Source organism: Ruegeria sp. P10 (assembly GCF_056534925.1).
The window spans coordinates 239,849-260,711 of the sequence record NZ_JBQERJ010000001.1 but is presented as its reverse complement, the minus strand read 5'-3'; the positions used below and the strand labels follow the sequence as shown (position 1 = coordinate 260,711).

Genomic DNA, 20,863 nt, shown 5'->3' with positions numbered 1-20,863 from the left:
ACGGTCCGCGCAGGCACAATGTTTCCTGCGCTGTTTTGCGTCATATTTTTCTGCTGGTTGTGAAAAAAATCCACGAGAAAACCGGAAGCAGGCAAGACTATCCAATTTTGGCCTGGCTCAGTCACGCACCGGCCAATTCCGGTGAGTGACTGAGATGGTAAGAAGCGGGATCAGGCGTCCGTCTCGGTGCAGGTGCCGTGATCGGTTCCCGCGTGGGGACCCTTGACCGAGAGGTCAAAGGACATGTCGTCATAATGCACGACAAAGGTCATGACATCTTCGCCTTCAATATGGACAAACGTCATGTTGCCAACGCCTTTGAACACCATCGCGTCGCCTGAAACATTCGCAGTTTCGATATTGCCCTTGTCTCCTTCCGGTGCCCGGTTGAGGCGCACTTCGCTGCCGTCACGATCCGACACACAGACAAAGTGACGTTCTTCCGCAGTTGCGGCGGTCGCGCACAAGGTGGCAATGGCCACACACATCCATTTTTTCATTTTTGGGTCCTGAACAGAGTTTTTATTCAGAAGGTTCGCTTGATTTCACGGAGCTAACTTTGGTTGACCGGGAAACCGTTTCCTTCACAAAGCCCGGCGCTAAACGCACAATGTGACCGGATTGCAGCTGAGGCGTGGAAATCTTGGGATGGTTGTCGAAGTTAAAGACGGCCAGATACCGAGATCAACGAGCGTTTCCTTCTAAACTCGCGACTTCAGTCGATTGCGGAAACAAGAAGGAAGTTGGAGGGCGTAATAATTGCTTTGAGAAAGCCCACTAGTTCTGTTGCTCGCCTTGGCAAAAACCCTCAACGGCCACTACTATCAAACTTTCGCGCCCAACAATCGTCTCGCTGAGGATTGCAGTTTCAAGGTCGTAGTCGGGCTTATCAGCGTGGACGATACCTTGGTAAATATCGAGTCTCGGGCTTCCGATGCCCACACCATAAGCAAATACTGACAATATTGGGTCATGCGATATCCGAATATGTGTCCAATCACTGGTAGGGTAATCAGAACCATTTTCCTGCCAAACAATCCTGTCATCGAGCGCCGATAGGATGACCGTTCGTTGATTCTCGAACTCGCAACGGACGATCACGCCATTTTTAGACTGCTTAGCTTGCGGTGCTAGGCTCTGAGCAAACGCGATGCTGCCTAACAGACATGAACAGAAAACGGCGAGTAGGCTAGTTTTCATAGGCCTCACCCCCCCAAGAAGCTCTTCCGAACCTCTGGATCGGCCAGTAGTTCCTTGCCCGTTCCGCTATAGGCATTCCGCCCCTGAACCAGAACGTATCCCTTGTCGGCAATCTCCAAGGCCTGGCGGGCGTTCTGTTCCACCATCAGGATCGGCAGGCCGGTGCGGGACACTTCGATGATCCGGTCGAACAGTTCATCCATCACGATCGGCGAAACGCCTGCCGTGGGTTCGTCGAGCATCAGCACCTTGGGCTGGGTCATCAGCGCGCGGCCAACTGCGACCTGTTGGCGTTGTCCGCCCGACAACTCTCCGGCGGCCTGATTGCGCTTGTCGCGGAGAATCGGGAAGAGGTCATAGACCTGCTCCATCGTCTGACTGATGTCGTCGCGGCGGATGAAGGCACCCATTTCCAAGTTCTCTTCCACCGTCATCGAGGTAAAGATGTTCTGTGTCTGTGGCACGAAACCCATGCCACGCATGACCCGGTCTTGCGGGCTGAGATTGGTGATATCCTCGCCATCCAGACGCACGGACCCTGAACGGACATCCAGCATCCCGAACACAGCTTTCATCGCCGTCGACTTGCCCGCACCGTTGGGGCCGACGATGACTGCGATTTCACCCTTGTCCACGGCGATGGTGCAATCATGCAGAATGTCCGGCCCTTTGCCGTAACCACCCGTCATGGTGTCGCCGATCAGAAACGGGCCGCCTTCGACCTTATGCGTCGCACCACTTTTGCGATGGGCCGGGGTCATGGTGCCGACACCATGCGGATTGGTGATCGAGGCGTCCTTGTTGCCCTTGTCATCCTGATAGGGGTTGTCGCTCACGCGCCTGCCTCCAGTTTGTCTTTGTTCTTCAGGCCGGTGCCCAGATAGGCTTCGATCACGTGCTCGTTCGCCTTGATCTCGTCCAAGGTACCCTCGGCCAGTACCTTGCCTTCGGCCATGCAGATGACCGGATCACAGATCTTGCCGATGAAATCCATGTCGTGCTCGATGACGACGAAGGTGTATCCACGCTCCTTGTTCAGACGCAGGATCGTGTCGGCAATGGTCATCAACAGGGTGCGGTTCACACCCGCGCCGACCTCGTCCAGAAACACGATCTTGGCGTCCACCATCATCGTGCGGCCCAGCTCCAGCAGCTTTTTCTGACCACCCGAGACCTGGCCCGCCTTGTGGTCAGCCAGATGTTCAATCGTCAGAAACTCCAGCACCTCATCGGCCTTGGCCTTCAGCGCGCGTTCTTCATCAGCAATGCGTTTGCGGCCAAACCACGTGTTCCACAGCGACTCACCTGATTGCGCGCCAGGCACCATCATCAGGTTTTCACGGCAGGTCATCGACGGGAATTCATGTGCAATCTGAAACGTGCGCAACAGCCCCTTGTGGAACAGCTCATGAGGGGGCAGACCGGTGATATCCTCGCCGTCCATCACCACCTTGCCGCTGGTCGGCGGCAAAACACCTGCGATCACATTGAACAGAGTGGTTTTTCCTGCCCCGTTGGGCCCGATCAGGCCGGTGATCGACCCTTTCTGGATTTCCAGCGATGCCCCGTCCACCGCATGAAATCCGCCGAAATGCTTGTGCACGTCCTCGACGACGATCATCTTTTCCCCTTGCCGCCTGTTCGGCGCTGTTGTCTCGACCCCGTTTGCCGGGTGCGGTCTTTTTTCATTGAAACAGCCCGGACACAAGGCCCGGGCTGCTTGCATTCATAGCTTTTGGCGATCAATCAACGGAAGTTGACGGTCTTGTTTTCACCGTCGGTCACTTCGATCTCACGATAGGACCCCGCGCTTTCGCCGGGGCCGATCAGCTCGACACCGGACGCACCGACATAGTCGATGTCCTGACCGTTTGCCAGCAATTCCAGACCCTTGGCCAGTTCGCCGGGATAGATCTTTTCGCCCGGAGCGTTGGCGACGTCCATGATCTTGCCGCCATAGTCGGCCGGATTGGTCGATCCGGCAGCCTGCATGGCCAGCATGAACAGAGCAGCAGCGTCATAGGATTCGGGCGAATAGGGCGACGAACCGTCGAACCCTGCGGCTTCGGCCATGGCGAAATACTTCTCGGCGCCTTCACCGCCCGAACCGGCGATCTGACCGAACGAACCGTTCAGGTCGGGGCCGACATTGGCCGGCAGCGAGTCACCGATCATGCCGCCGGGCAGGCCAAAGGTGTCAAACGCACCGCTGTCCAGCGCCGACTGGATGATGCCCAGACCGCCCTGATCCAGATAGCCCGCAACAACCAGAATGTCGCCACCGGCCGAGGCCAGAGCACCAACTTCGGCCGAATAGTCGGCCTTGCCATCCTCATGCGCTGCAACGATGGTCACTTCACCACCTGCTGCCTCGAAAGAGGTTTGGATCGCGTCCGCCAGACCCTTGCCGTAGTCGTTGTTGGTATAGGTCAGAGCGATCGAGTTGATGCCGCGATCCTTCAGGATATCCGCCATCACCTGGCCTTCGCGCGCATCTGAAGGCGCGGTCCGGAAGAACAGGCCGTTGTCTTCCATGGTCGACAGGCCCGGCGAGGTCGCCGAGGGCGAGATCATGACCATGCCATTCGGAATCGCGACATTCTGAAGGATCGCGCCGGTCACGCCCGAGCAATCGCCGCCGATGATGCCGGCAACACCGTCGGCAATCATGCGTTCGCCGTTCGAAGTGGCCAGACCGTTATCAATGCAGCCGGTGTCGGCGCGCGATGCGGTCACTTTGGATCCATCCAGCAGTTTTCCGGATTCGGTGACTTCCGCCATCGCCAATTCAGCGCCCGAACCCATTGCGGGTGCCAGCGATTCAATTGGGCCGGTGAATCCGAACAAAACACCAAGCGTAATGTCTTCGGCCAGCGCAGGTCCGGCCAGCAAAGCGGATGCTGCAGTTGCTGTAAGCAGCTTTTTCATATGGTTACTCCCTATTGTGAACGTATTCGTTCTGGCCACGAACCTAGGCAAGCTGCCCGGAAAAGAAAAGTCCTAACGCAATCGTGTTTTTATCGATCGGAAATCTATCTGTTTTGTTAGGGTTTGCCTAAGATTGTCCGGAGAAGTGTCAACATGCTCAGAGCTGCCGCGATTCTGTTCTTCACTATTTACAGTGAAAGCGCCTTGGCACAGGCGTTGTCGACCTCGGTCGGGAAAATTGAACTCACCGAAATGGCAGGTGGGCTGGATACGCCCTGGGCCGTCGGCATCTTGCCTGACGGCAGTTTTCTTGTCACCGAACGCGACGGAAACCTGTTGTATGTTCAGGGCGGAGAGGCGAATGCCATATCCGGCGTTCCCAAAGTCGCAGCTTCGGGGCAGGGCGGATTGCTGGACGTTACGATCCCGCGCGATTTCAATCAAAGCCGCGAGGTCTTTCTGACCTTTTCAAAACCGCAAAAGGGTGGCGCGGGCACGGCTGTCGCGGTGGCGCGCCTGTCCGAGAACGGCACGCGCCTGACGAATCTGCGGGTCATTTTCGAGGCTTCCCCCGGCGGATCAGGCGGGCGGCATTTCGGCTCACGCGTTGTAGAAGCCAATGACAGCACTCTTTTTGTAACCATCGGAGATCGAGGGGATGCGCCACAGGCGCAGGATCGCTCGAACGCCATGGGTTCCGTAATCCGTATCAACCGCGACGGCTCGGTGCCTTCAGACAATCCTTTCATCGGGCAGGCAGATATCCGACCTGAAATTTGGACCTATGGGCACCGCAACCCACAGGGGGCCGATTTGGATACGCGCGGCCGATTTTGGGTGTCGGAACACGGTGCGCGCGGCGGTGACGAGGTGAACCTTGTCAAACCCGGCGCCAATTACGGCTGGCCGGTTATCTCTTACGGCACACATTATTCCGGAGAGAAGATCGGCGAGGGCACCAGCAAGCCCGGTATGGAACAGCCGCGCCTGTACTGGGACCCGTCGATCGCGCCGTCGGGGTTGATGGTCTATTCCGGCGACATGTTTCCAGAATGGCGGGGCGACATTTTCGTGGGCTCGCTGAAATTCGACTATATCGCGCGGCTGTCCGAAGATCCGCTGCGCGAGGTCGAGCAGATCAAGGGCCCCGAGACCGAACGGGTCCGTGACATCGTGCAGGCCCCGGATGGGGCGATCTGGTTCATTTCAGTCGGGCAGGGCGCGGTTTACAGGATGTCTGTCAAACAGTGACATACGAAGCATGCCAGCAGACTTTTCAATTCCATTTGCGCGTTTCCATCGTCGCAGTCACTCTGTCCAACAGGTTACACGGTTAAGGGGATATTAATGAGTGATTTCGACATTGAATTGTGCACAAGTATCCCGCCAAGAACCGAGCTGAATATGATTTTGGAGCAATATTATGCTCTTATCGCTCTAAGAATGCAGGGTATGGGGTTCGAATTGGATCCTTCCGCGCCGCAAAGCGCACTGGAGGAATTCTGGGCGAACACGGATGACTACATGCCTCCGAACGGATGCCTGATCGTCGCAAGAAACCACGGTGGCAAAATCGTGGGGTGTGGAATGATGAAACGGTTTGATCAGTCTACCGGCGAGTTGAAACGTGTATTTGTAACCGAAGACGCTCGGGGCACCGGAGTGGGGCGCGCATTGATTCAAGCACGAGAACAAGCCGCCAGAGCTATGGGGCTGAAGCGGTTGATCGCAGATACACTCACCCCAAATGTGGAAATGAGATCTTTGTATCCCAAGCTCGGGTTTGTGGAACTGGACACTCCGATCGAGACAACAACCTACAAAGATCAGCCCATGCTCCGACCGTACTTGCACTATTTCGTCAAAGAGCTTTGACGCTGGACCTTAGACTGACAGTCTTCCACTTTGCGCACCACGTTCGCGATAGGGCGTGGTGTTGTAATGCGCCCGGTAGCATTTTGAAAAATGGCTGGGCGAGGCGAAACCACAGGCCAGCGCCACGTTGATGACGCTCATATCGGTCTGCATCAGCAGGTTGCGGGCTTTGTGCAGGCGCAGTTCCATGTAATAGCGCTTGGGGGAACGGCTGAGATACCGGCGGAACAGACGCTCCAGCTGGCGGGTTGACATACCCACTTCCTTGGCAAGGATCGAGGGCGAGATCGGTTCTTCGATGTTCTTTTCCATCATCAGTATAACCTGGCTCAACTTCGGATGCCGCACACCGATTCGGGTCGGAGTTGACAAACGCTGCGTGTCCTGGTCGGTTCGAATCGAGGAATAGATCATCTGATCCGCCACCGCGTTGGCCAGATCCTCGCCATAGTCATCTGCAATCAGTTTGAGCATAAGGTCAATCGACGAGGTGCCGCCCGCAGTCGTCATGCGACTTCCATCGATCTGAAAGACGGCTTTGGTCAGTTTGACCTCGTCGAACTCTTCGATGAAACTGTCAGAGTTCTCCCAATGGATCGTTGCCTTCTTATTGTCCATCAACCCGGCCTTTGCCAGAGTATAGGCCGCAGTGCAGAGGCCACCGATCCGCAATCCCCTTCGCGCTTCACGCCGCAGCCAGTTCAGCACGCGCTTGGTGGTGGCCGCCTGAACGTCCACGCCACCGCAAATCAGAACAACGTCATCTCGCTGCAACTCCACCAGATCACTGTCAAGACTGAACTCGGTCCCGGCCGAGCAGGTTACCGTTTCTCCGCCTTCTCCTATCAGCTTCCAGGTGTAAAGCTGTCTGTTCGCCATGCGGTTGGCGATGCGCAGACTGTCAAGCGCCGAAGCAAAAGACAGAAGCGAGAATTTGTCCAAAAGGACAAACACGAAATTCCGGGGTGGGGCCGCAGTGTCTTCCACCGTGACAACTTGGCGTTGCTCTTGCATGGCGAGATGTCCTTGCTTCGCTGCTGGACGTGTGATTATCCAGCCGCAGATTTGACAGCCACCATGATCAAAGCTTGTTTGCGTCGTCAAGAGGCGCAAATGGGATATGGTCACTCTTCATTGCATTTTGTATAGAGACCACCTGAAAACTTCAGCGGAGATCAAAGCTATGACCGAATGGCAAAAATCGAACTGGCGCAACAAGCCCCGGGTTCAGATGCCAGATTATACCGACGCGGCCGCGCTGGCCAAGGTCGAGGCTCAGCTTTCAAAGTATCCCCCGCTGGTCTTTGCAGGCGAGGCGCGGCGTCTCAAACAGCATCTGGGTGCCGCCGGGCGCGGCGAGGCCTTCCTTCTGCAAGGTGGGGATTGCGCTGAAAGCTTTGAACAATTCAGCGCTGATGCGATCCGTGACACCTTCAAGGTGATGCTGCAAATGGCGATGGTTTTGACTTATGGCGCCAAGGTGCCAGTGGTCAAAGTCGGTCGTATGGCCGGGCAATTCGCCAAACCACGCAGTGCCCCGACCGAAGTCGTGAATGGTGTGGAACTGCCAAGCTACCGCGGCGACATCATCAACGAATTGGCCTTCACGCCCGAAGCCCGGATTCCGAATCCCAACAAGATGTTGCAGGCCTACACGCAGGCGGCGGCGACACTGAACCTGCTGCGGGCGTTCTCAACCGGCGGCTTCGCGGATATGAGCCGCGTGCATGCCTGGACTTTGGGTTTCGCGGATGAACAGGACGTTCAGAAATATTCCGAGGTTGCCGATCGTATTCAGGACACCATCGACTTCATGGAAGCCGCTGGAATCACTGCGGAAACAACCCATGAATTCTCGACCGTCGAATTCTACACCAGCCACGAAGGGCTGTTGCTGGAATACGAAGAGGCACTGACGCGACTGGATTCCACCTCGGGCAACTGGCTGGCTGGCTCCGGTCACATGATCTGGATCGGCGACCGCACCCGTCAGCCCGACGGCGCGCATGTCGAGTTCTGCCGCGGGGTGCTGAACCCGATCGGTCTGAAATGCGGCCCGACCACTACGGCCGAGGACCTCAAGGTTCTGATGTCAAAGCTGAACCCGGACAACGAAGAGGGGCGGCTGACCCTGATCGCGCGCTTCGGCGCGGGCAAGGCGGGCGAGCATCTGCCGCGTCTGATCAAGGCGGTCAAGGAAGAGGGTGCCAAGGTCACCTGGGTCTGCGACCCGATGCACGGTAACACGATCAAATCGGCCACGGGCTATAAAACCCGCCCGTTTGATTCTGTTCTGCGCGAGGTGCGTGACTTTTTCGGAGTGCATCAGGCCGAGGGAACCATCCCCGGCGGTGTGCATTTCGAAATGACCGGGCTGGATGTGACCGAATGCACCGGCGGTGTACGTGCCGTGACCGAAGAAGACCTGTCGGATCGCTACCACACCGCCTGCGATCCGCGCTTGAACGCATCGCAGTCGCTGGAACTTGCGTTTCTGGTGGCGGAAGAGCTGACCAACCTGCGTCGCAATGGCTCGAAACGCGCGGTAAGCTGAGCGCATCCGAAACACTGACAACAGCGGGCCATCGGCCCGCTGTTTCTGATCACGGCAATTGGCGGGTCTCAATCGTCGCGAGACACCACCAGATGTAGATGGCCGGCAGAGCGTTTGAATTCGCGTTGTTCCTCAGCAAAACCTTCCACAGGGCGGCGCAGTGTGGGCGCGGGTACCTGAATTTCAGAAACCGGTTTGATCCGCGTATCGGTCAGTGAAAACCGGCGCGGTGTCTTGCCGATTGCGCCATCGGCGATCATGACCCCCAAAATACGGCTGACATCCCCAAGGTCACTTTTCAGCGGCAGAAGGATCATCCGGGCCTGCATCCGGGTACGTCCCAACACCCCGTCCGAGTTCAGACTCAATTCGGCAACAGCAGGGGACGCAAATACCTGTTCCAGTACATCCTTGGTCTGTGCGCGGGCATCGGGTTGAAAGAACGCGGTCAACGGCATTCCCCGCACTTCCATACCTGCAAGCGCGTTCAGATGGCTGCCTGCCAGACGAAAACGGGCCAGGCCGGGTGCGATGCGTTCCAGGATGAAAGTATATTCAAGAACATTCTCAAGACCGCGCGGGTCGATTTGAGACCGCATCGGCACGCTGTCGCCGCTCAACAATGCGGTCCAATACGCCTCGGCCTGGCGGATCGGCGATAGGCTGCGCCCACTGTCAAAGCGATCCATTGCGACGATCTTTCCAAATTCTGACCCGGAACCTATCCCGAAAAAGGTTTTCATTTTCATCACCCTACCGTCAATTGGCCGCCTTTTTCATAAAATGCAACACAATGGAAGCATCTACGGCCCGCAAACCATTGCTAAGGGTATTTTGACTCGGGTTAATTCAATTTTGGAGCAATTCTTTAACGAATGGTTAACTTGCGCCAAACAAATGCGTCTTCAGCAAACTCTTGCTCTGCACCAGTCAATGGCATTAGGTGCGCACATGCTCGAAACAGCTGGGGAACAGGAAAGGGCCATCATGATCAGATCCATGACCGGGTTTGCCTCGGGGAAGGGAACTTTTGGCCCGCACAGCTGGTCGTGGGAACTTCGCAGCGTAAACGGTAAGGGGCTGGACATGCGTCTGCGTGTGCCCGATTGGTTGACCGGTCTCGAAGTCGCGTTGCGGGCGTCCCTGTCCAAATCCCTGAGCCGGGGAAACGTGACCCTGTCGATGCGCTTGAACCGCGAGGATTCTGCCCCGGAACCGGCCTTGAACGAAACCGCGATGGCTGCGGCCCTGACCGCTCTTGAGCGAACGGAAGCGCTGGCAGCTGCGCGCGGCATCACGCTTGCGCCGTCGCGTGCGTCAGATCTTTTGGCGCTCAAGGGGATGATGGACGCAGGAACCGAGGCCGACGATCCGGCTCCGCTTGTTGCTCATCTGACGTCCGAATTCAAAGATCTTCTGGCGGCGTTCATAGATATGCGCAAAACCGAAGGGGCAGCTTTGGCCGCGGTCTTGAACACGCAACTGGATCAGGTCGCGGAGCTGACGGCGCAGGCCGCAGAGATTGCCGAGCAACGCAAAGACAAGATGACCGAGGGGCTGCGCGAGAATCTCGCGCGGGTGCTGGAGAATGCGCAGGGCGCGGATCCCGATCGTGTCGCGCAAGAGCTGGCGATGATCGCGGTCAAGGCGGATATCACCGAAGAAATCGATCGCCTGACCGCGCATGTAGGGGCCGCTCGTGAGTTGTTGGCACAGGAAGGAGCCGTGGGCCGCAAGCTGGATTTCCTGATGCAAGAGTTCAATCGCGAAGCCAACACGCTGTGTTCCAAGGCGCAAAGCTCGGACCTGACATCGGTCGGGCTGGAACTGAAAGCGGTGATCGATCAGATGCGCGAGCAAGTGCAGAATGTGGAATAAGAATGGGAACGACTGACATGGCGGACCGCCGAGGCCTACTAATCATCCTGTCTTCTCCGTCCGGAGCGGGCAAATCGACCCTGGCCAGACGGCTGATGGCCTGGGATACGGATCTGGAATTCTCGATCTCGGCGACGACCCGTGCCCCGCGCCCCGGGGAAGAGCATGGGCGCGAGTATTTCTTCCTGTCCGAGGACGAGTTCAAACAGCAGGTCGCTGATGGGCAGATGCTGGAACACGCCCATGTATTCGGAAACTTCTATGGTTCGCCTGCCGAGCCGGTCAAAAATTCGATCAATGCCGGTAAGGACGTATTGTTCGACGTCGATTGGCAGGGCGAAGTGCAGATCCGGAATTCGGATCTGGGCAAACACGCGTTATCGATTTTCATTCTGCCGCCGTCCATCCCCGAGCTGCGCCGCCGGCTGGAAACGCGCGGGCAGGACAGTGATGACGTCATCGCCCGTCGGATGCTCAAAAGCTGGGATGAAATCAGTCACTGGGGCTATTACGACTACGTCCTGATCAACGATGACCTCAAGGCAACCGAAGAAAAGCTGAAAACCATCGTCAGCGCGGAACGGATGCGCCGCATTCAGCAACCCAGGTTGCAACAGCACGTCCGCAAGTTGCAGAGAGAATTCGAGGGACTGTCATGACAGTTTACGCTTTGGGCGAGCACGCTCCGCACATTCACGACGACACCTGGGTCGCGCCGGATGCCAATCTGATTGGGAAGGTTGTGCTGGAGCAGGGAGCCTCGGTCTGGTTCGGCTGCACGATTCGCGCGGATCACGAAGAAATCCGGATCGGCGAGGGCAGCAACGTTCAGGAAAACTGCGTGATGCATATCGACGCCGGTTTTCCCCTGATGATTGGTCGAAACTGCACCATCGGCCACAAGGTGATGCTGCATGGCTGCACCATAGGCGAAAACACGTTGGTCGGAATGGGCGCAATCGTCCTGAACGGGGCAAAGATCGGCCGGAACTGTCTGATCGGAGCAGGGGCCCTGATCACGGAGGGCAAGGAAATCCCCGACAATTCGCTTGTCATGGGATCGCCGGGCAAGGTCGTACGCCAGCTTGATGAGGCTGCGGCGCAAAGGATCACGTTCAGTGCGCTGCACTATCAGGAGAACATGCGCAAATTCCGCGATACCCTGAAACCTGCGCTTTGACGCGAAGGAATGAGTGGGTTTTGACGCATGACCGAAGACGTTCTTAAGGAGATTGTTCTTGCGATCCCGTTGCCGGCGCTGATGGTGGATCAGACCGAACGGATCATTGCCGCGAACACAGATGCAACGTCCCTTCTGGGCCAGAACATTGTTGGACGTCATTTTGCGACCATATTGCGACAGCCACAGGTTCTGGACGCGATCGAGCAAAGCCTGACAAGCAGAAGCGCAAAGAAAGCACGTCATCTGTCCAATGACGGTGCGCAGGACACAACATACGCAGTTGAATGCAGATACATGAACGGGGTCGCTTCGGAAGGGGCCGTTATGGTCACGTTTCAGGATACCACCCATCTGGAACACGCCAGCCAGATGCGGCGGGATTTTGTGGCCAATGTCAGTCATGAATTGCGCACACCGTTGACCGCTTTGATGGGGTTTATCGAAACCTTGCGCGGTCCGGCCCGGGATGACCCCGCCGCGCGTGACCGGTTCCTCAAGATCATGGCCGATGAGGCCAACCGGATGAACCGTCTGGTCGGGGATCTGTTGTCGTTGAACCGGGTCGAAAGCGAAGAACGTGTTCGACCCAGACAACAGCTGGAACTTACCGGTCTTCTTCAATCCACGATAAACTCGCTGCGGCCCCTTGCCGAAGACGCCGGTGTGGTTTTGTCGCTGGACGTGAAAAACGGCCCGCTTTCAGCCACCGGTGACGGCGACCAGTTGCGACAGGTTTTCACCAATCTTATCGAGAACGGGATCAAGTATGGTGCCAGTGGCGGTAGTGTTACGGTACGTGTCCTGCCGGTGGACAGGGATCCGGCGATGCGCGGCCCGGCGGTTCGAATCCAGTTCATAGACGAAGGCCCCGGCATAGATGCCGTTCACCTGCCGCGCCTGACAGAGCGATTCTATCGCGCCGACAGCCACAGGTCGCGGCAGCTGGGCGGAACCGGGCTTGGCCTTGCGATCGTGAAGCATATCGTCAATCGCCATCGTGGAAGACTTCGTGTCGAAAGCGAATTGGGAAAAGGCTCTGTTTTTACGGTTATTTTGCCCCGTTGAAACAGCTTGGAATGCAAGTCTGCTTTTGATCTGACCCCGTGGGGCATTGGCGTTTTATTGGAAAAAACGCAAAAAAACCCCTGCTGTCATAAAACCGTTACGCATGTGTCACAAAAGGCTTACGCACGCGCCATAGGGGTCCCCGCAGGATCATCATGGTGGTGATCAAGCACATCTTTTCAGGGAGACTGAAATGTCCTTTGTAAAACTGTCGGCATCTGCGCTGGCTATCGCTGCCGTCTCGGCGACCACTGCTGCGGCGCGTGACAATGTTCAGATCGCCGGTTCGTCGACCGTTCTGCCTTATGCCTCGATCGTAGCCGAACTGTTCGGTGAAAACACAGACTTTCCAACTCCGGTTGTTGAATCCGGCGGTTCGTCGGCTGGTCTGAAGCGGTTCTGCGAAGGCGTTGGCGAAAACACCATCGACGTTGCAAACGCATCCCGCGCGATCCGTGAAAAAGAGATCAAAGCCTGTGCCGAAAACGGTGTGACCGACATCATGGAAGTCCGCATCGGTTATGACGGCATCGTATTCGCAAGCCAGCAGACCGGGCCTGCCTTTACCGCGTTCGAACCGTCCGACATTTTCAACGCTCTGGGTGCAAAAGTTCTGAAAGACGGCCAGATCGTTGACAACCCGTACAACACCTGGGCCGAGTTCAACCCGGAACTGCCCGATGTTGAAATCGCAGGCTTCATCCCGGGCACCAAGCACGGCACCCGCGAAGTATTCGAAGAAAAAGTTCTGCTGATCGGCTGTGAAGAAACCGGCGCCATGGAAGCCATGATCGCGGGCGGTATGAGCGAGGACGACGCTGAAGACGCCTGTCTTGCGGTTCGCACCGACGGCAAATCGGTCGATATCGACGGTGACTACACCGAAACCCTGGCGCGTATCGACACCAACCCCAACGGTATCGGCGTGTTTGGTCTGGCGTTCTACGAGAACAACACCGACAAGTTGAAGGTTGCCACCATGTCGGGTGTCGCACCGTCGACCGAAACCATCTCGACCGGCGAATATCCGGTTTCTCGCCCGCTGTTCTTCTACGTGAAGAAAGCTCATATCGGCGTGATCCCGGGCCTGAAGGAATACGCGCAGTTCTTCACCCATGACGAAATCGCCGGTCCGTCGGGCCCGCTTGCCAACTATGGCCTGGTCGCCGATCCCGAACTGGCAAAAACTCAGGACGCGATCTCCAACGAAGTCACCATGGGTTCGGGCAGCTGAGCCTGACGTCAGTTTAACGCAAATAGGGGCGACGGATCAGTCGCCCCTTCACTGTCTTTTTACTACACGCAATCGAAGGCAATGGGGGTGTTATGCCGATACTTTGGCTCTTTCTGATCGTTTCGGCGATCGCGGCTGTCGGCTATCTGTTGGGACGCAAACGCGCGCTGCAAAACGCTGGTGGTGACAGTCGGAATCTGCATTCCCTGCCATCATTTTACGGTGCAAACGTTGCGCTGAAGACGCTTGTGCCGGCCTTCGGCCTCTTGATCGTGTGGCTGTTGGCGCAGCCTTTCTTTCTCAATGCGCAGGTGTCGGGCATGATATCCGACTCCGTGATAAAGGAAGGTTCCTCTCGCAGCCTGGTGATGGCCGAAGTACGCCGCACCGCCGCCGGGCTGGACAATGCGGTTGCGCAAGGAAACCTGACCGAGAACGCCGCCAGTGATGCCGATGCGAATGTCGCCGAGATCACCCAGCTTTTGAAGGACGCGGGGCAGGTGGTGACCTCGGACATCACTCAACCGGTATTGCGCGCTGCGCAGAGCTATCGCGCCATGAGCTCGACCGGGTATGCGATCATGTCCATTGCCGTTGTCGCGGTTGCCTTGATCGGTGCCGTAGCGGGCTGGTTGCAAATCAACGCCGAATACCGTGCGCGCAACGTTGTGGAACAGGGGGTTCGTGTCCTGCTTATGGCGGCCGCGTCGGTTGCCATTCTAACAACGGTGGGCATTGTCCTGTCTCTTGTGTTCAACACCTGGGAGTTCTTCAAACTATACCCGGCGTCAGATTTCTTTTTCGGCATGACCTGGGCGCCCAGCTTTTCGGGCCGCGGCGGGTTGTCCGAACTTGGTATCTTGCCGCTGCTGTGGGGGACGCTCTACATCTCTGTCGTGGCGTTGCTGGTTGCAGTGCCGATCGGGTTGTTTGCCGCGATCTATCTCAGCGAATACGCTTCGCCCCGCTTGCGCTCTGTCGCCAAGCCGCTGCTTGAGGTGCTGGCCGGGATTCCGACCATCGTTTACGGTCTCTTCGCTTTGTTGACCGTTGGTCCGCTGCTGTTGGATGTTTTTGGTGAAAATGGCCTGGGCTGGATGAAAGCCGGCACCGCCGTCATGACTGCGGGTCTGGTGATGGGGATCATGTTGATCCCGTTTGTCTCATCGCTGTCTGACGACATCATCAACGCCGTGCCGCAGGCAATGCGCGATGGTTCCTACGGTCTTGGCGCCACGCAATCGGAAACCATCCGTCAGGTCGTTCTGCCCGCCGCGTTGCCCGGTATCGTCGGCGCGATCCTTCTGGCGGCATCGCGCGCCATCGGCGAGACCATGATCGTGGTTCTCGGGGCAGGGGCCGCGGCCCGCCTCAGCCTGAACCCGTTCGAAGCCATGACAACCGTGACAGCCAAGATCGTCAGCCAGTTGACGGGGGACGCCGACTTTGCCTCGCCCGAGGCGCTGGTCGCCTTCGCACTTGGCATGACCCTTTTCATTCTAACCTTGGGGCTCAACGTGTGTGCCCTGTATATCGTGCGCAAGTATCGGGAGCAGTACGAATGACCGACACCAGTATGCAAAGCCCCCAATCCGGTCGCCATATGATCTCGCTTACGGCTCCGGATGAACGTACGACGAAACGTGCCAAAGCCGAGAAACGGTTCCGCGCTTATGGCATCGCCGCAATCGCAACCGGTCTGTTCTTTCTGGTTGTTCTGTTCGCTTCGATCCTGTCGCAGGGGATTCCGGCCTTCCAACGCACGGTCGTCAGCATTGAATTCACACTGACCGAACCGCAGCGGGACGAGGCCGAAGGGGCCCTGTTCAAGACAAAAGTCTATTCCGACTTGTTCGTCGCCCAGTTGAACAGTGAACTTGCTGAACGCGGAATCAGCGTTGATTTTGATGAGGCCGCGATCGAGCGTCTTTTGGGTAAAGTCGGCGGAACGATCCGGACCTTCTATACCGAAAACCCTGACAAGCTGGGCCAGCCGGTTCAATTCGATCTGGCAGCATCCAGCCGGGTGGACGGATACTTCAAAGGCCGCGTATCCCGCGACACGATACAAGACAGCCGGTTTCTGCAAAAAAGCGATCTGGATCTGGTCGATGCGCTGGAACAGGCCGGCATCATCAAGCAGGCATTCAACTGGCCCTTCATCACCGGAGCGGACGCAGGCGTGGACAACCCCGGCGGCGCAGGCATCGGTGTCTCGGTTGTGGGATCATTCTTCATGATGCTGGTCGTTCTGTGTCTGTCTCTGCCGATTGGCGTTGCAGCTTCGATCTATCTCGAAGAATTTGCGCCGCAGAACAAGCTGACTGACCTGATCGAAGTGAACATTTCGAACCTGGCCGCGGTTCCGTCCATCGTCTTCGGCATTCTGGGCCTGGCCGTTTTCATTCAGTTCATGCACCTGCCGCAATCGGCACCGCTGGTCGGCGGTCTGGTTCTGACCCTGATGACGCTTCCAACGATCATCATCTCGACCCGTGCGTCTTTGAAGGCCGTGCCTCCGTCGATCCGCGATGCGGCGTTGGGGGTAGGGGCGTCGAAAATGCAGGCAGTGTTTCACCACGTGCTGCCACTGGCTGCGCCAGGCATTCTGACAGGTACCATCATCGGTCTGGCGCAAGCCTTGGGCGAAACCGCACCTCTTTTGCTGATCGGCATGGTGGGGTTTGTCGCACGCGGATATCCCGAAGGCTTTCTGGCAGGCTTTACCGAGCCGAATTCAGCCATGCCCGCCCAGATCTATACATGGGCCGCACGTGCTGACGCGGGCTTTTACGAGAAGGCGTGGGGTGGGATCATCATACTTTTGATGTTCCTGCTGACCATGAATATCATCGCAATCATCTTGCGCCGCCGCTTTGAACGCCGCTGGTAAATGGGGGCTTGAATGAACGACATGACACGAGTGGAGAGAACCGTGGACTCCAAAGACATCAAGATCAACGCCAAGAACGTACAGGTTTTCTACGGTGAAACCCACGCCATCAAAGACGTGAGCGTTGAGATCGAAGACAAGACCGTCACGGCCTTCATAGGGCCATCTGGTTGTGGCAAGTCCACCTTCCTGCGCTGCCTGAACCGGATGAACGATACCATCGATATCTGCCGCGTCGAAGGCGACATCCTGCTGGATGGTGAAGACATCTATGACAAGCGTGTCGATCCGGTCCAGTTGCGCGCCAAGGTCGGGATGGTGTTCCAAAAACCCAACCCGTTCCCGAAATCGATCTATGACAACGTGGCCTATGGCCCGCGCATTCACGGCATGGCCCGCAACAAGGCGGAACTGGATGAAATCGTGGAAAAATCCTTGCGCCGCGGCGCGATCTGGGATGAGGTCAAGGATCGTCTGGATGCACCTGGAACCGGCCTGTCCGGCGGCCAGCAGCAGCGTTTGTGCATCGCCCGGGCCGTCGCCACCGAACCCGAAGTTCTGTTGATGGACGAGCCGTGTTCGGCCCTTGATCCGATTGCGACCGCACAGGTCGAAGAGTTGATCGACGAACTGAGGTCGCGGTTTTCCGTTGTGATCGTCACCCACTCGATGCAGCAGGCGGCACGGGTCAGTCAGAAAACGGCCTTTTTCCACTTGGGCAATCTGGTTGAATTCGGTGAAACCGGGCAGATTTTTACCAATCCGATAGATCCGCGCACGGAAAGCTACATTACCGGCCGCATCGGCTAAGCACAGGTATCTGACAATGAGCGAACAACATATTGCAACTGCTTTTGATCGCGACCTCGAGGCGATCCAAGCGCATATCATGAAGATGGGCGGGCTGGTCGAGGCCGCCATCATAGGCGCGGCCCGCTCGCTGGAAACCCGCGATGAAGAGTTGGCGCAAGAGGTGCGAAAAGGCGACAAAGCCATCGACGCGCTTGAAGAACTGATCAACGAAGAAACGGCCAGGTTGATTGCGCTGCGTGCACCCACCGCCGGTGACTTGCGGCTGATCCTGTCGGTTCTGAAGGTATCCGGCAACCTTGAGCGTATTGGCGACTATGCCAAGAATATCGCCAAACGAACCACGGTTCTGGTCAATGCCAGCGAGATCAACGGAAGCGCTGCGGCCCTGCGCCGTATGGCACGCGAGGTCGAACGGATGCTGCGTGATGCACTGGATGCCTATATCCAGCGCGATGCGGAACTGGCCACAGACGTCATCAACCGTGATGAAGAGGTTGACCAGATGTATAACGGGCTGTTCCGGGAGTTTCTGACGTTCATGGCCGAAGACCCACGCAATATCTCGGCCTGCATGCACCTGCATTTTATTGCCAAGAACATCGAACGCATGGGCGATCACGTAACCTCGATCGCCGAACAGGTCGTGTATCTGGTCACCGGCGACCGCCCGGCCGAAGCCCGGCCCAAGGCTGACAACACGTCGCAAACCGTGTAGGAGACGAGTGAGATGTCCGCAGATCAACCTACCGTTCTGGTTGTAGAGGATGAAATGGCCCAGCGTGAAGTCTTGGCCTACAACCTTGAAGCTGAAGGGTTTCGGGTTTCAAAGGCTGGCAACGGCGAAGAAGCCATGCTGTTGGTAGACGAAGACTGTCCGGACATCATTGTTCTGGACTGGATGATGCCCAATCTGAGCGGTATCGAGGTCTGCCGACGCCTGAAAAGCCGCCCGGACACGCGTTCAATCCCGATTATCATGTTGTCGGCCCGGACCGAGGAAGTCGACAAAGTTCGCGGTCTTGAAACCGGCGCGGATGATTACGTGGTCAAGCCATATTCCGTGGTCGAGCTGATGGCGCGCGTTCGCACGCAATTGCGCCGCGTCCGTCCTTCGACCGTTGGTTTGCGCCTGGAATTCGATGACATCATTCTTGACTCCGAGACGCACAAGGTTAGCCGGGACAACAAACCCCTAAAACTTGGGCCGACCGAGTTCCGGCTTCTCAGCACATTCATGGAAAAGCCGGGCAGGGTCTGGAGCCGCGAGCAATTGCTGGACCGGGTTTGGGGTCGCGACATCTATGTCGATACGCGAACCGTTGATGTGCATATCGGGCGATTGCGCAAAGCTCTGACGCAATATGGCGGGACCGACCCAGTACGAACCGTCCGCGGCGCTGGATACGCCCTGGGGTAACCACATCCTGCGCGCATGACGCCAAAATCGTTTGATTTTTTGCAGAACTCGTATTTGTGGGTGGCGCCCCCGTGGCGGTAACTGATATTCGCATAATCGGTATTATGGTAATTAGTAGTTCCTTGTAACTTGGCCGCAAAGTGAACACTCTGCCCAGAACACGCAAAACTAGTTTTGGAACGCGCCATGGAGCTCAGAGATAAAACTGTCATCGTGACCGGTGCCGCAGATGGCATTGGCCGGGGTTTGGCGGAACGTTTTGCTCAGGAAGGTGCGCGCGTCATCTGTTCGGATATTGACGAGGCCGGAGCCCGTGAAGTCGCAACCCAAACTGGCGGCGTTGCCTTCACATGTGACGTTTCGGATGAGGAACAGATCAAAGCGTTGATTGATTCCACCGAAGATACTGTTGGCCCAATTGATCTGTTCTGTGCAAATGCCGGAATCCTGACACTTGGCGGTCTGGATGTTCCCAATGATCAATGGGAAAAAATTTGGAAAATCAACGTGATGTCCCACGTGTGGACCGCGCGCCATTTGGTGCCTCGTATGATCGGTCGCGGCGGCGGATATATTCTGACGACGGCCTCTGCGGCGGGTTTGCTGAACCAACCCGGTGCGGCGCCATACGGTGTCACGAAACACGCGGCGGTCGGATTTGCCGAGTGGCTGTCGCTGACATATGGCGCCAAAGGTCTGCGGGTTTCGGTTCTTTGTCCTCAGGCGGTTCGGTCGAAAATGACTGAAGGACATGAGGTTTCAGTAGCATCGATCGACGGAATGCTGGAACCCGAAGACGTCGCTGAAACCTGCTTACAAGCCATCCGGGAAGAACGATTTCTGGTTCTTCCGCATCCGCAGGTGTTGGATTACCTGCAACTCAAAGCGGCCGACTACGATCGCTGGCTGGGCGGAATGCGAAAGTTGAATCAACACTTTACGCCGGATACTTGACGTTTTCTCTGAACCTTCCTCATAAGACCTTCCTGAGCTACCGACGCGACCAGGGTTCCGTCTTCTGAATAGATCGATCCGCGATTAAAGCTGCGTCCCTGCCCCGTCCACGGAGAATCCATCACATACAGATGCCAGTTTTGAAATTTCACAGGTGCATGAAACCACAAAGCATGGTCCAGACTGGCGCCGTTGAACTCTCCGGAAAACCAGCTTAGCCCGTGCGGTCGCAAACCTGACGACATCAGGTTCATATCAGACGCATAGGCCAAAAGCAGGTGTTGAGTTTTTGCGTCCGCAGACGCGGCAGCCGCCATGCGAAACCAGGTTTTGTTGCGGTCATCCGACACTTCGGGGTTGAACGGATCCAGATGGTCCACCTCGCGGACTTCGATCGGGCGTTCACGCAGAAGCTCACCGCGAAAACCTTCGGGCACGCGATCCACATATGCGTGTCGAAGCTCGGATCGCGATGGGTACGTCTGCGGAGGATTCACGGTTGGCATCGGATGCTGATGATCCCAACCTTCATCCTGAACGTGAAAGGAAGCTGACATGTTCAGGATCTGCTTTCCATTTTGAATGGCGACAACGCGACGGGTTGTGAACGACCCGCCGTCACGCGCCCTATCCACCTGATAAATAACAGGTTTATCTGGATCCCCGGGGCGGATAAAATAGGCGTGCAGGGAATGGCACAACCGGTCTTCCACGGTTTTGTATGCTGCGGCAAGGGCCTGCGCGATGACCTGACCGCCGAAAATTCGGGTCGGTGTTTCTCCACCCGATCCTGTGCCGCGGAAAAGATCGACTTCAAGCCGTTCGATATCCAGAAGGTCCAATAAGATGCGTTCCGCTTCGGTCATTGT

At 56.9% G+C, this 20,863-nt stretch carries 22 protein-coding genes; 14 read left to right on the top strand and 8 right to left on the bottom strand.

Features of this window, described 5'->3' with window-relative positions; all coding sequences use genetic code 11:
* Positions 1-170 precede the first annotated feature (170 nt).
* The 5 genes from ACR0FB_RS01320 to ACR0FB_RS01300 all read right to left on the bottom strand — a co-directional run bounded on the left by ACR0FB_RS01320 (position 171) and on the right by ACR0FB_RS01300 (position 4,128).
* The gene (locus ACR0FB_RS01320; RefSeq protein WP_170344260.1) at positions 171-500 is read right to left on the bottom strand and encodes a hypothetical protein; all 330 of its coding nucleotides are present in this window, start codon (positions 498-500) and stop codon (positions 171-173) included.
* Between the two features lie 277 nt (positions 501-777).
* Complete coding sequence (locus tag ACR0FB_RS01315; RefSeq protein WP_480619394.1) at positions 778-1,200, bottom strand: hypothetical protein; 423 nt, start codon at positions 1,198-1,200, stop codon at positions 778-780.
* A 5-nt stretch (positions 1,201-1,205) separates the two neighbouring features.
* A complete protein-coding gene (locus ACR0FB_RS01310) occupies positions 1,206-2,036 on the bottom strand; it encodes an ABC transporter ATP-binding protein (RefSeq protein ID WP_170344264.1) in 831 nt (276 codons plus the stop codon).
* Entirely contained in the window at positions 2,033-2,821 is a 789-nt protein-coding gene (locus ACR0FB_RS01305; protein WP_152457994.1) for an ABC transporter ATP-binding protein, read from the bottom strand. Before ACR0FB_RS01305 ends, ACR0FB_RS01310 begins: the two co-directional genes overlap by 4 nt.
* 125 nt (positions 2,822-2,946) lie before the next feature.
* Entirely contained in the window at positions 2,947-4,128 is a 1,182-nt protein-coding gene (locus ACR0FB_RS01300; protein WP_152457993.1) for an ABC transporter substrate-binding protein, read from the bottom strand.
* 153 nt (positions 4,129-4,281) lie between these two features.
* Here ACR0FB_RS01300 and ACR0FB_RS01295 point away from each other — a divergent pair, with 153 nt between their 5' ends.
* Together ACR0FB_RS01295 and ACR0FB_RS01290 are read left to right on the top strand one after the other, a co-directional pair.
* Positions 4,282-5,379, top strand: a complete 1,098-nt coding sequence (locus tag ACR0FB_RS01295) for a PQQ-dependent sugar dehydrogenase (RefSeq protein ID WP_171632449.1) — start codon at positions 4,282-4,284, stop codon at positions 5,377-5,379.
* A gap of 96 nt (positions 5,380-5,475) precedes the next feature.
* Complete coding sequence (locus tag ACR0FB_RS01290; RefSeq protein WP_171632451.1) at positions 5,476-6,003, top strand: GNAT family N-acetyltransferase; 528 nt, start codon at positions 5,476-5,478, stop codon at positions 6,001-6,003.
* Between the two features lie 9 nt (positions 6,004-6,012).
* On the opposite strand, the gene ACR0FB_RS01285 is transcribed toward ACR0FB_RS01290, so the two are convergent.
* Entirely contained in the window at positions 6,013-7,017 is a 1,005-nt protein-coding gene (locus ACR0FB_RS01285; RefSeq protein ID WP_171632453.1) for a GlxA family transcriptional regulator, read from the bottom strand.
* 169 nt (positions 7,018-7,186) lie between these two features.
* Between ACR0FB_RS01285 and ACR0FB_RS01280 the strand changes: the two genes are divergently transcribed.
* Positions 7,187-8,557, top strand: a complete 1,371-nt coding sequence (locus ACR0FB_RS01280; protein WP_171115908.1) for a class II 3-deoxy-7-phosphoheptulonate synthase — start codon at positions 7,187-7,189, stop codon at positions 8,555-8,557.
* 68 nt (positions 8,558-8,625) lie between these two features.
* Here the strand turns inward: ACR0FB_RS01280 and ACR0FB_RS01275 are convergent, their stop codons facing one another.
* The gene (locus ACR0FB_RS01275; RefSeq protein WP_480619393.1) at positions 8,626-9,300 is read right to left on the bottom strand and encodes a PAS domain-containing protein; all 675 of its coding nucleotides are present in this window, start codon (positions 9,298-9,300) and stop codon (positions 8,626-8,628) included.
* Between the two features lie 244 nt (positions 9,301-9,544).
* Here ACR0FB_RS01275 and ACR0FB_RS01270 point away from each other — a divergent pair, with 244 nt between their 5' ends.
* The 11 genes from ACR0FB_RS01270 (at position 9,545) to ACR0FB_RS01220 (ending at position 19,994) form a co-directional block, all read left to right on the top strand.
* A complete protein-coding gene (locus ACR0FB_RS01270; protein WP_480619391.1) occupies positions 9,545-10,435 on the top strand; it encodes a YicC/YloC family endoribonuclease in 891 nt (296 codons plus the stop codon).
* Between the two features lie 17 nt (positions 10,436-10,452).
* A complete protein-coding gene (gene gmk, locus ACR0FB_RS01265) occupies positions 10,453-11,094 on the top strand; it encodes a guanylate kinase (RefSeq protein WP_171328399.1) in 642 nt (213 codons plus the stop codon).
* Positions 11,091-11,615 carry a gamma carbonic anhydrase family protein gene (locus ACR0FB_RS01260; RefSeq protein ID WP_171632463.1) on the top strand — a complete coding sequence of 175 codons (525 nt, stop codon included), beginning with the start codon at positions 11,091-11,093 and terminating at the stop codon, positions 11,613-11,615. The genes gmk and ACR0FB_RS01260 overlap by 4 nt, the downstream gene beginning before the upstream one ends.
* 27 nt (positions 11,616-11,642) lie before the next feature.
* The gene (locus tag ACR0FB_RS01255) at positions 11,643-12,683 is read left to right on the top strand and encodes a sensor histidine kinase (protein ID WP_480619389.1); all 1,041 of its coding nucleotides are present in this window, start codon (positions 11,643-11,645) and stop codon (positions 12,681-12,683) included.
* Between the two features lie 193 nt (positions 12,684-12,876).
* Entirely contained in the window at positions 12,877-13,917 is a 1,041-nt protein-coding gene (locus tag ACR0FB_RS01250; protein ID WP_171632468.1) for a substrate-binding domain-containing protein, read from the top strand.
* 92 nt (positions 13,918-14,009) lie between these two features.
* Positions 14,010-15,482 carry a phosphate ABC transporter permease subunit PstC gene (gene pstC / locus ACR0FB_RS01245; RefSeq protein ID WP_480619387.1) on the top strand — a complete coding sequence of 491 codons (1,473 nt, stop codon included), beginning with the start codon at positions 14,010-14,012 and terminating at the stop codon, positions 15,480-15,482.
* Complete coding sequence (gene pstA / locus ACR0FB_RS01240; protein ID WP_480619385.1) at positions 15,479-16,810, top strand: phosphate ABC transporter permease PstA; 1,332 nt, start codon at positions 15,479-15,481, stop codon at positions 16,808-16,810. Before pstC ends, pstA begins: the two co-directional genes overlap by 4 nt.
* Positions 16,811-16,822: 12 nt before the next feature.
* Positions 16,823-17,620, top strand: coding sequence for a phosphate ABC transporter ATP-binding protein PstB (gene pstB, locus ACR0FB_RS01235; RefSeq protein WP_152457980.1), 798 nt, complete (start codon positions 16,823-16,825; stop codon positions 17,618-17,620).
* Between the two features lie 16 nt (positions 17,621-17,636).
* Positions 17,637-18,338, top strand: coding sequence for a phosphate signaling complex protein PhoU (phoU, locus tag ACR0FB_RS01230; protein ID WP_171632476.1), 702 nt, complete (start codon positions 17,637-17,639; stop codon positions 18,336-18,338).
* 12 nt (positions 18,339-18,350) lie between these two features.
* Complete coding sequence (phoB, locus tag ACR0FB_RS01225) at positions 18,351-19,040, top strand: phosphate regulon transcriptional regulator PhoB (protein ID WP_152457978.1); 690 nt, start codon at positions 18,351-18,353, stop codon at positions 19,038-19,040.
* A 186-nt stretch (positions 19,041-19,226) separates the two neighbouring features.
* A complete protein-coding gene (locus ACR0FB_RS01220) occupies positions 19,227-19,994 on the top strand; it encodes an SDR family oxidoreductase (protein ID WP_480487558.1) in 768 nt (255 codons plus the stop codon).
* On the opposite strand, the gene ACR0FB_RS01215 is transcribed toward ACR0FB_RS01220, so the two are convergent.
* A complete protein-coding gene (locus ACR0FB_RS01215) occupies positions 19,970-20,860 on the bottom strand; it encodes an acyl-CoA thioesterase (protein WP_171632482.1) in 891 nt (296 codons plus the stop codon). The genes ACR0FB_RS01220 and ACR0FB_RS01215 overlap by 25 nt on opposite strands.
* Between the last annotated feature and the right edge of the window lie 3 nt (positions 20,861-20,863).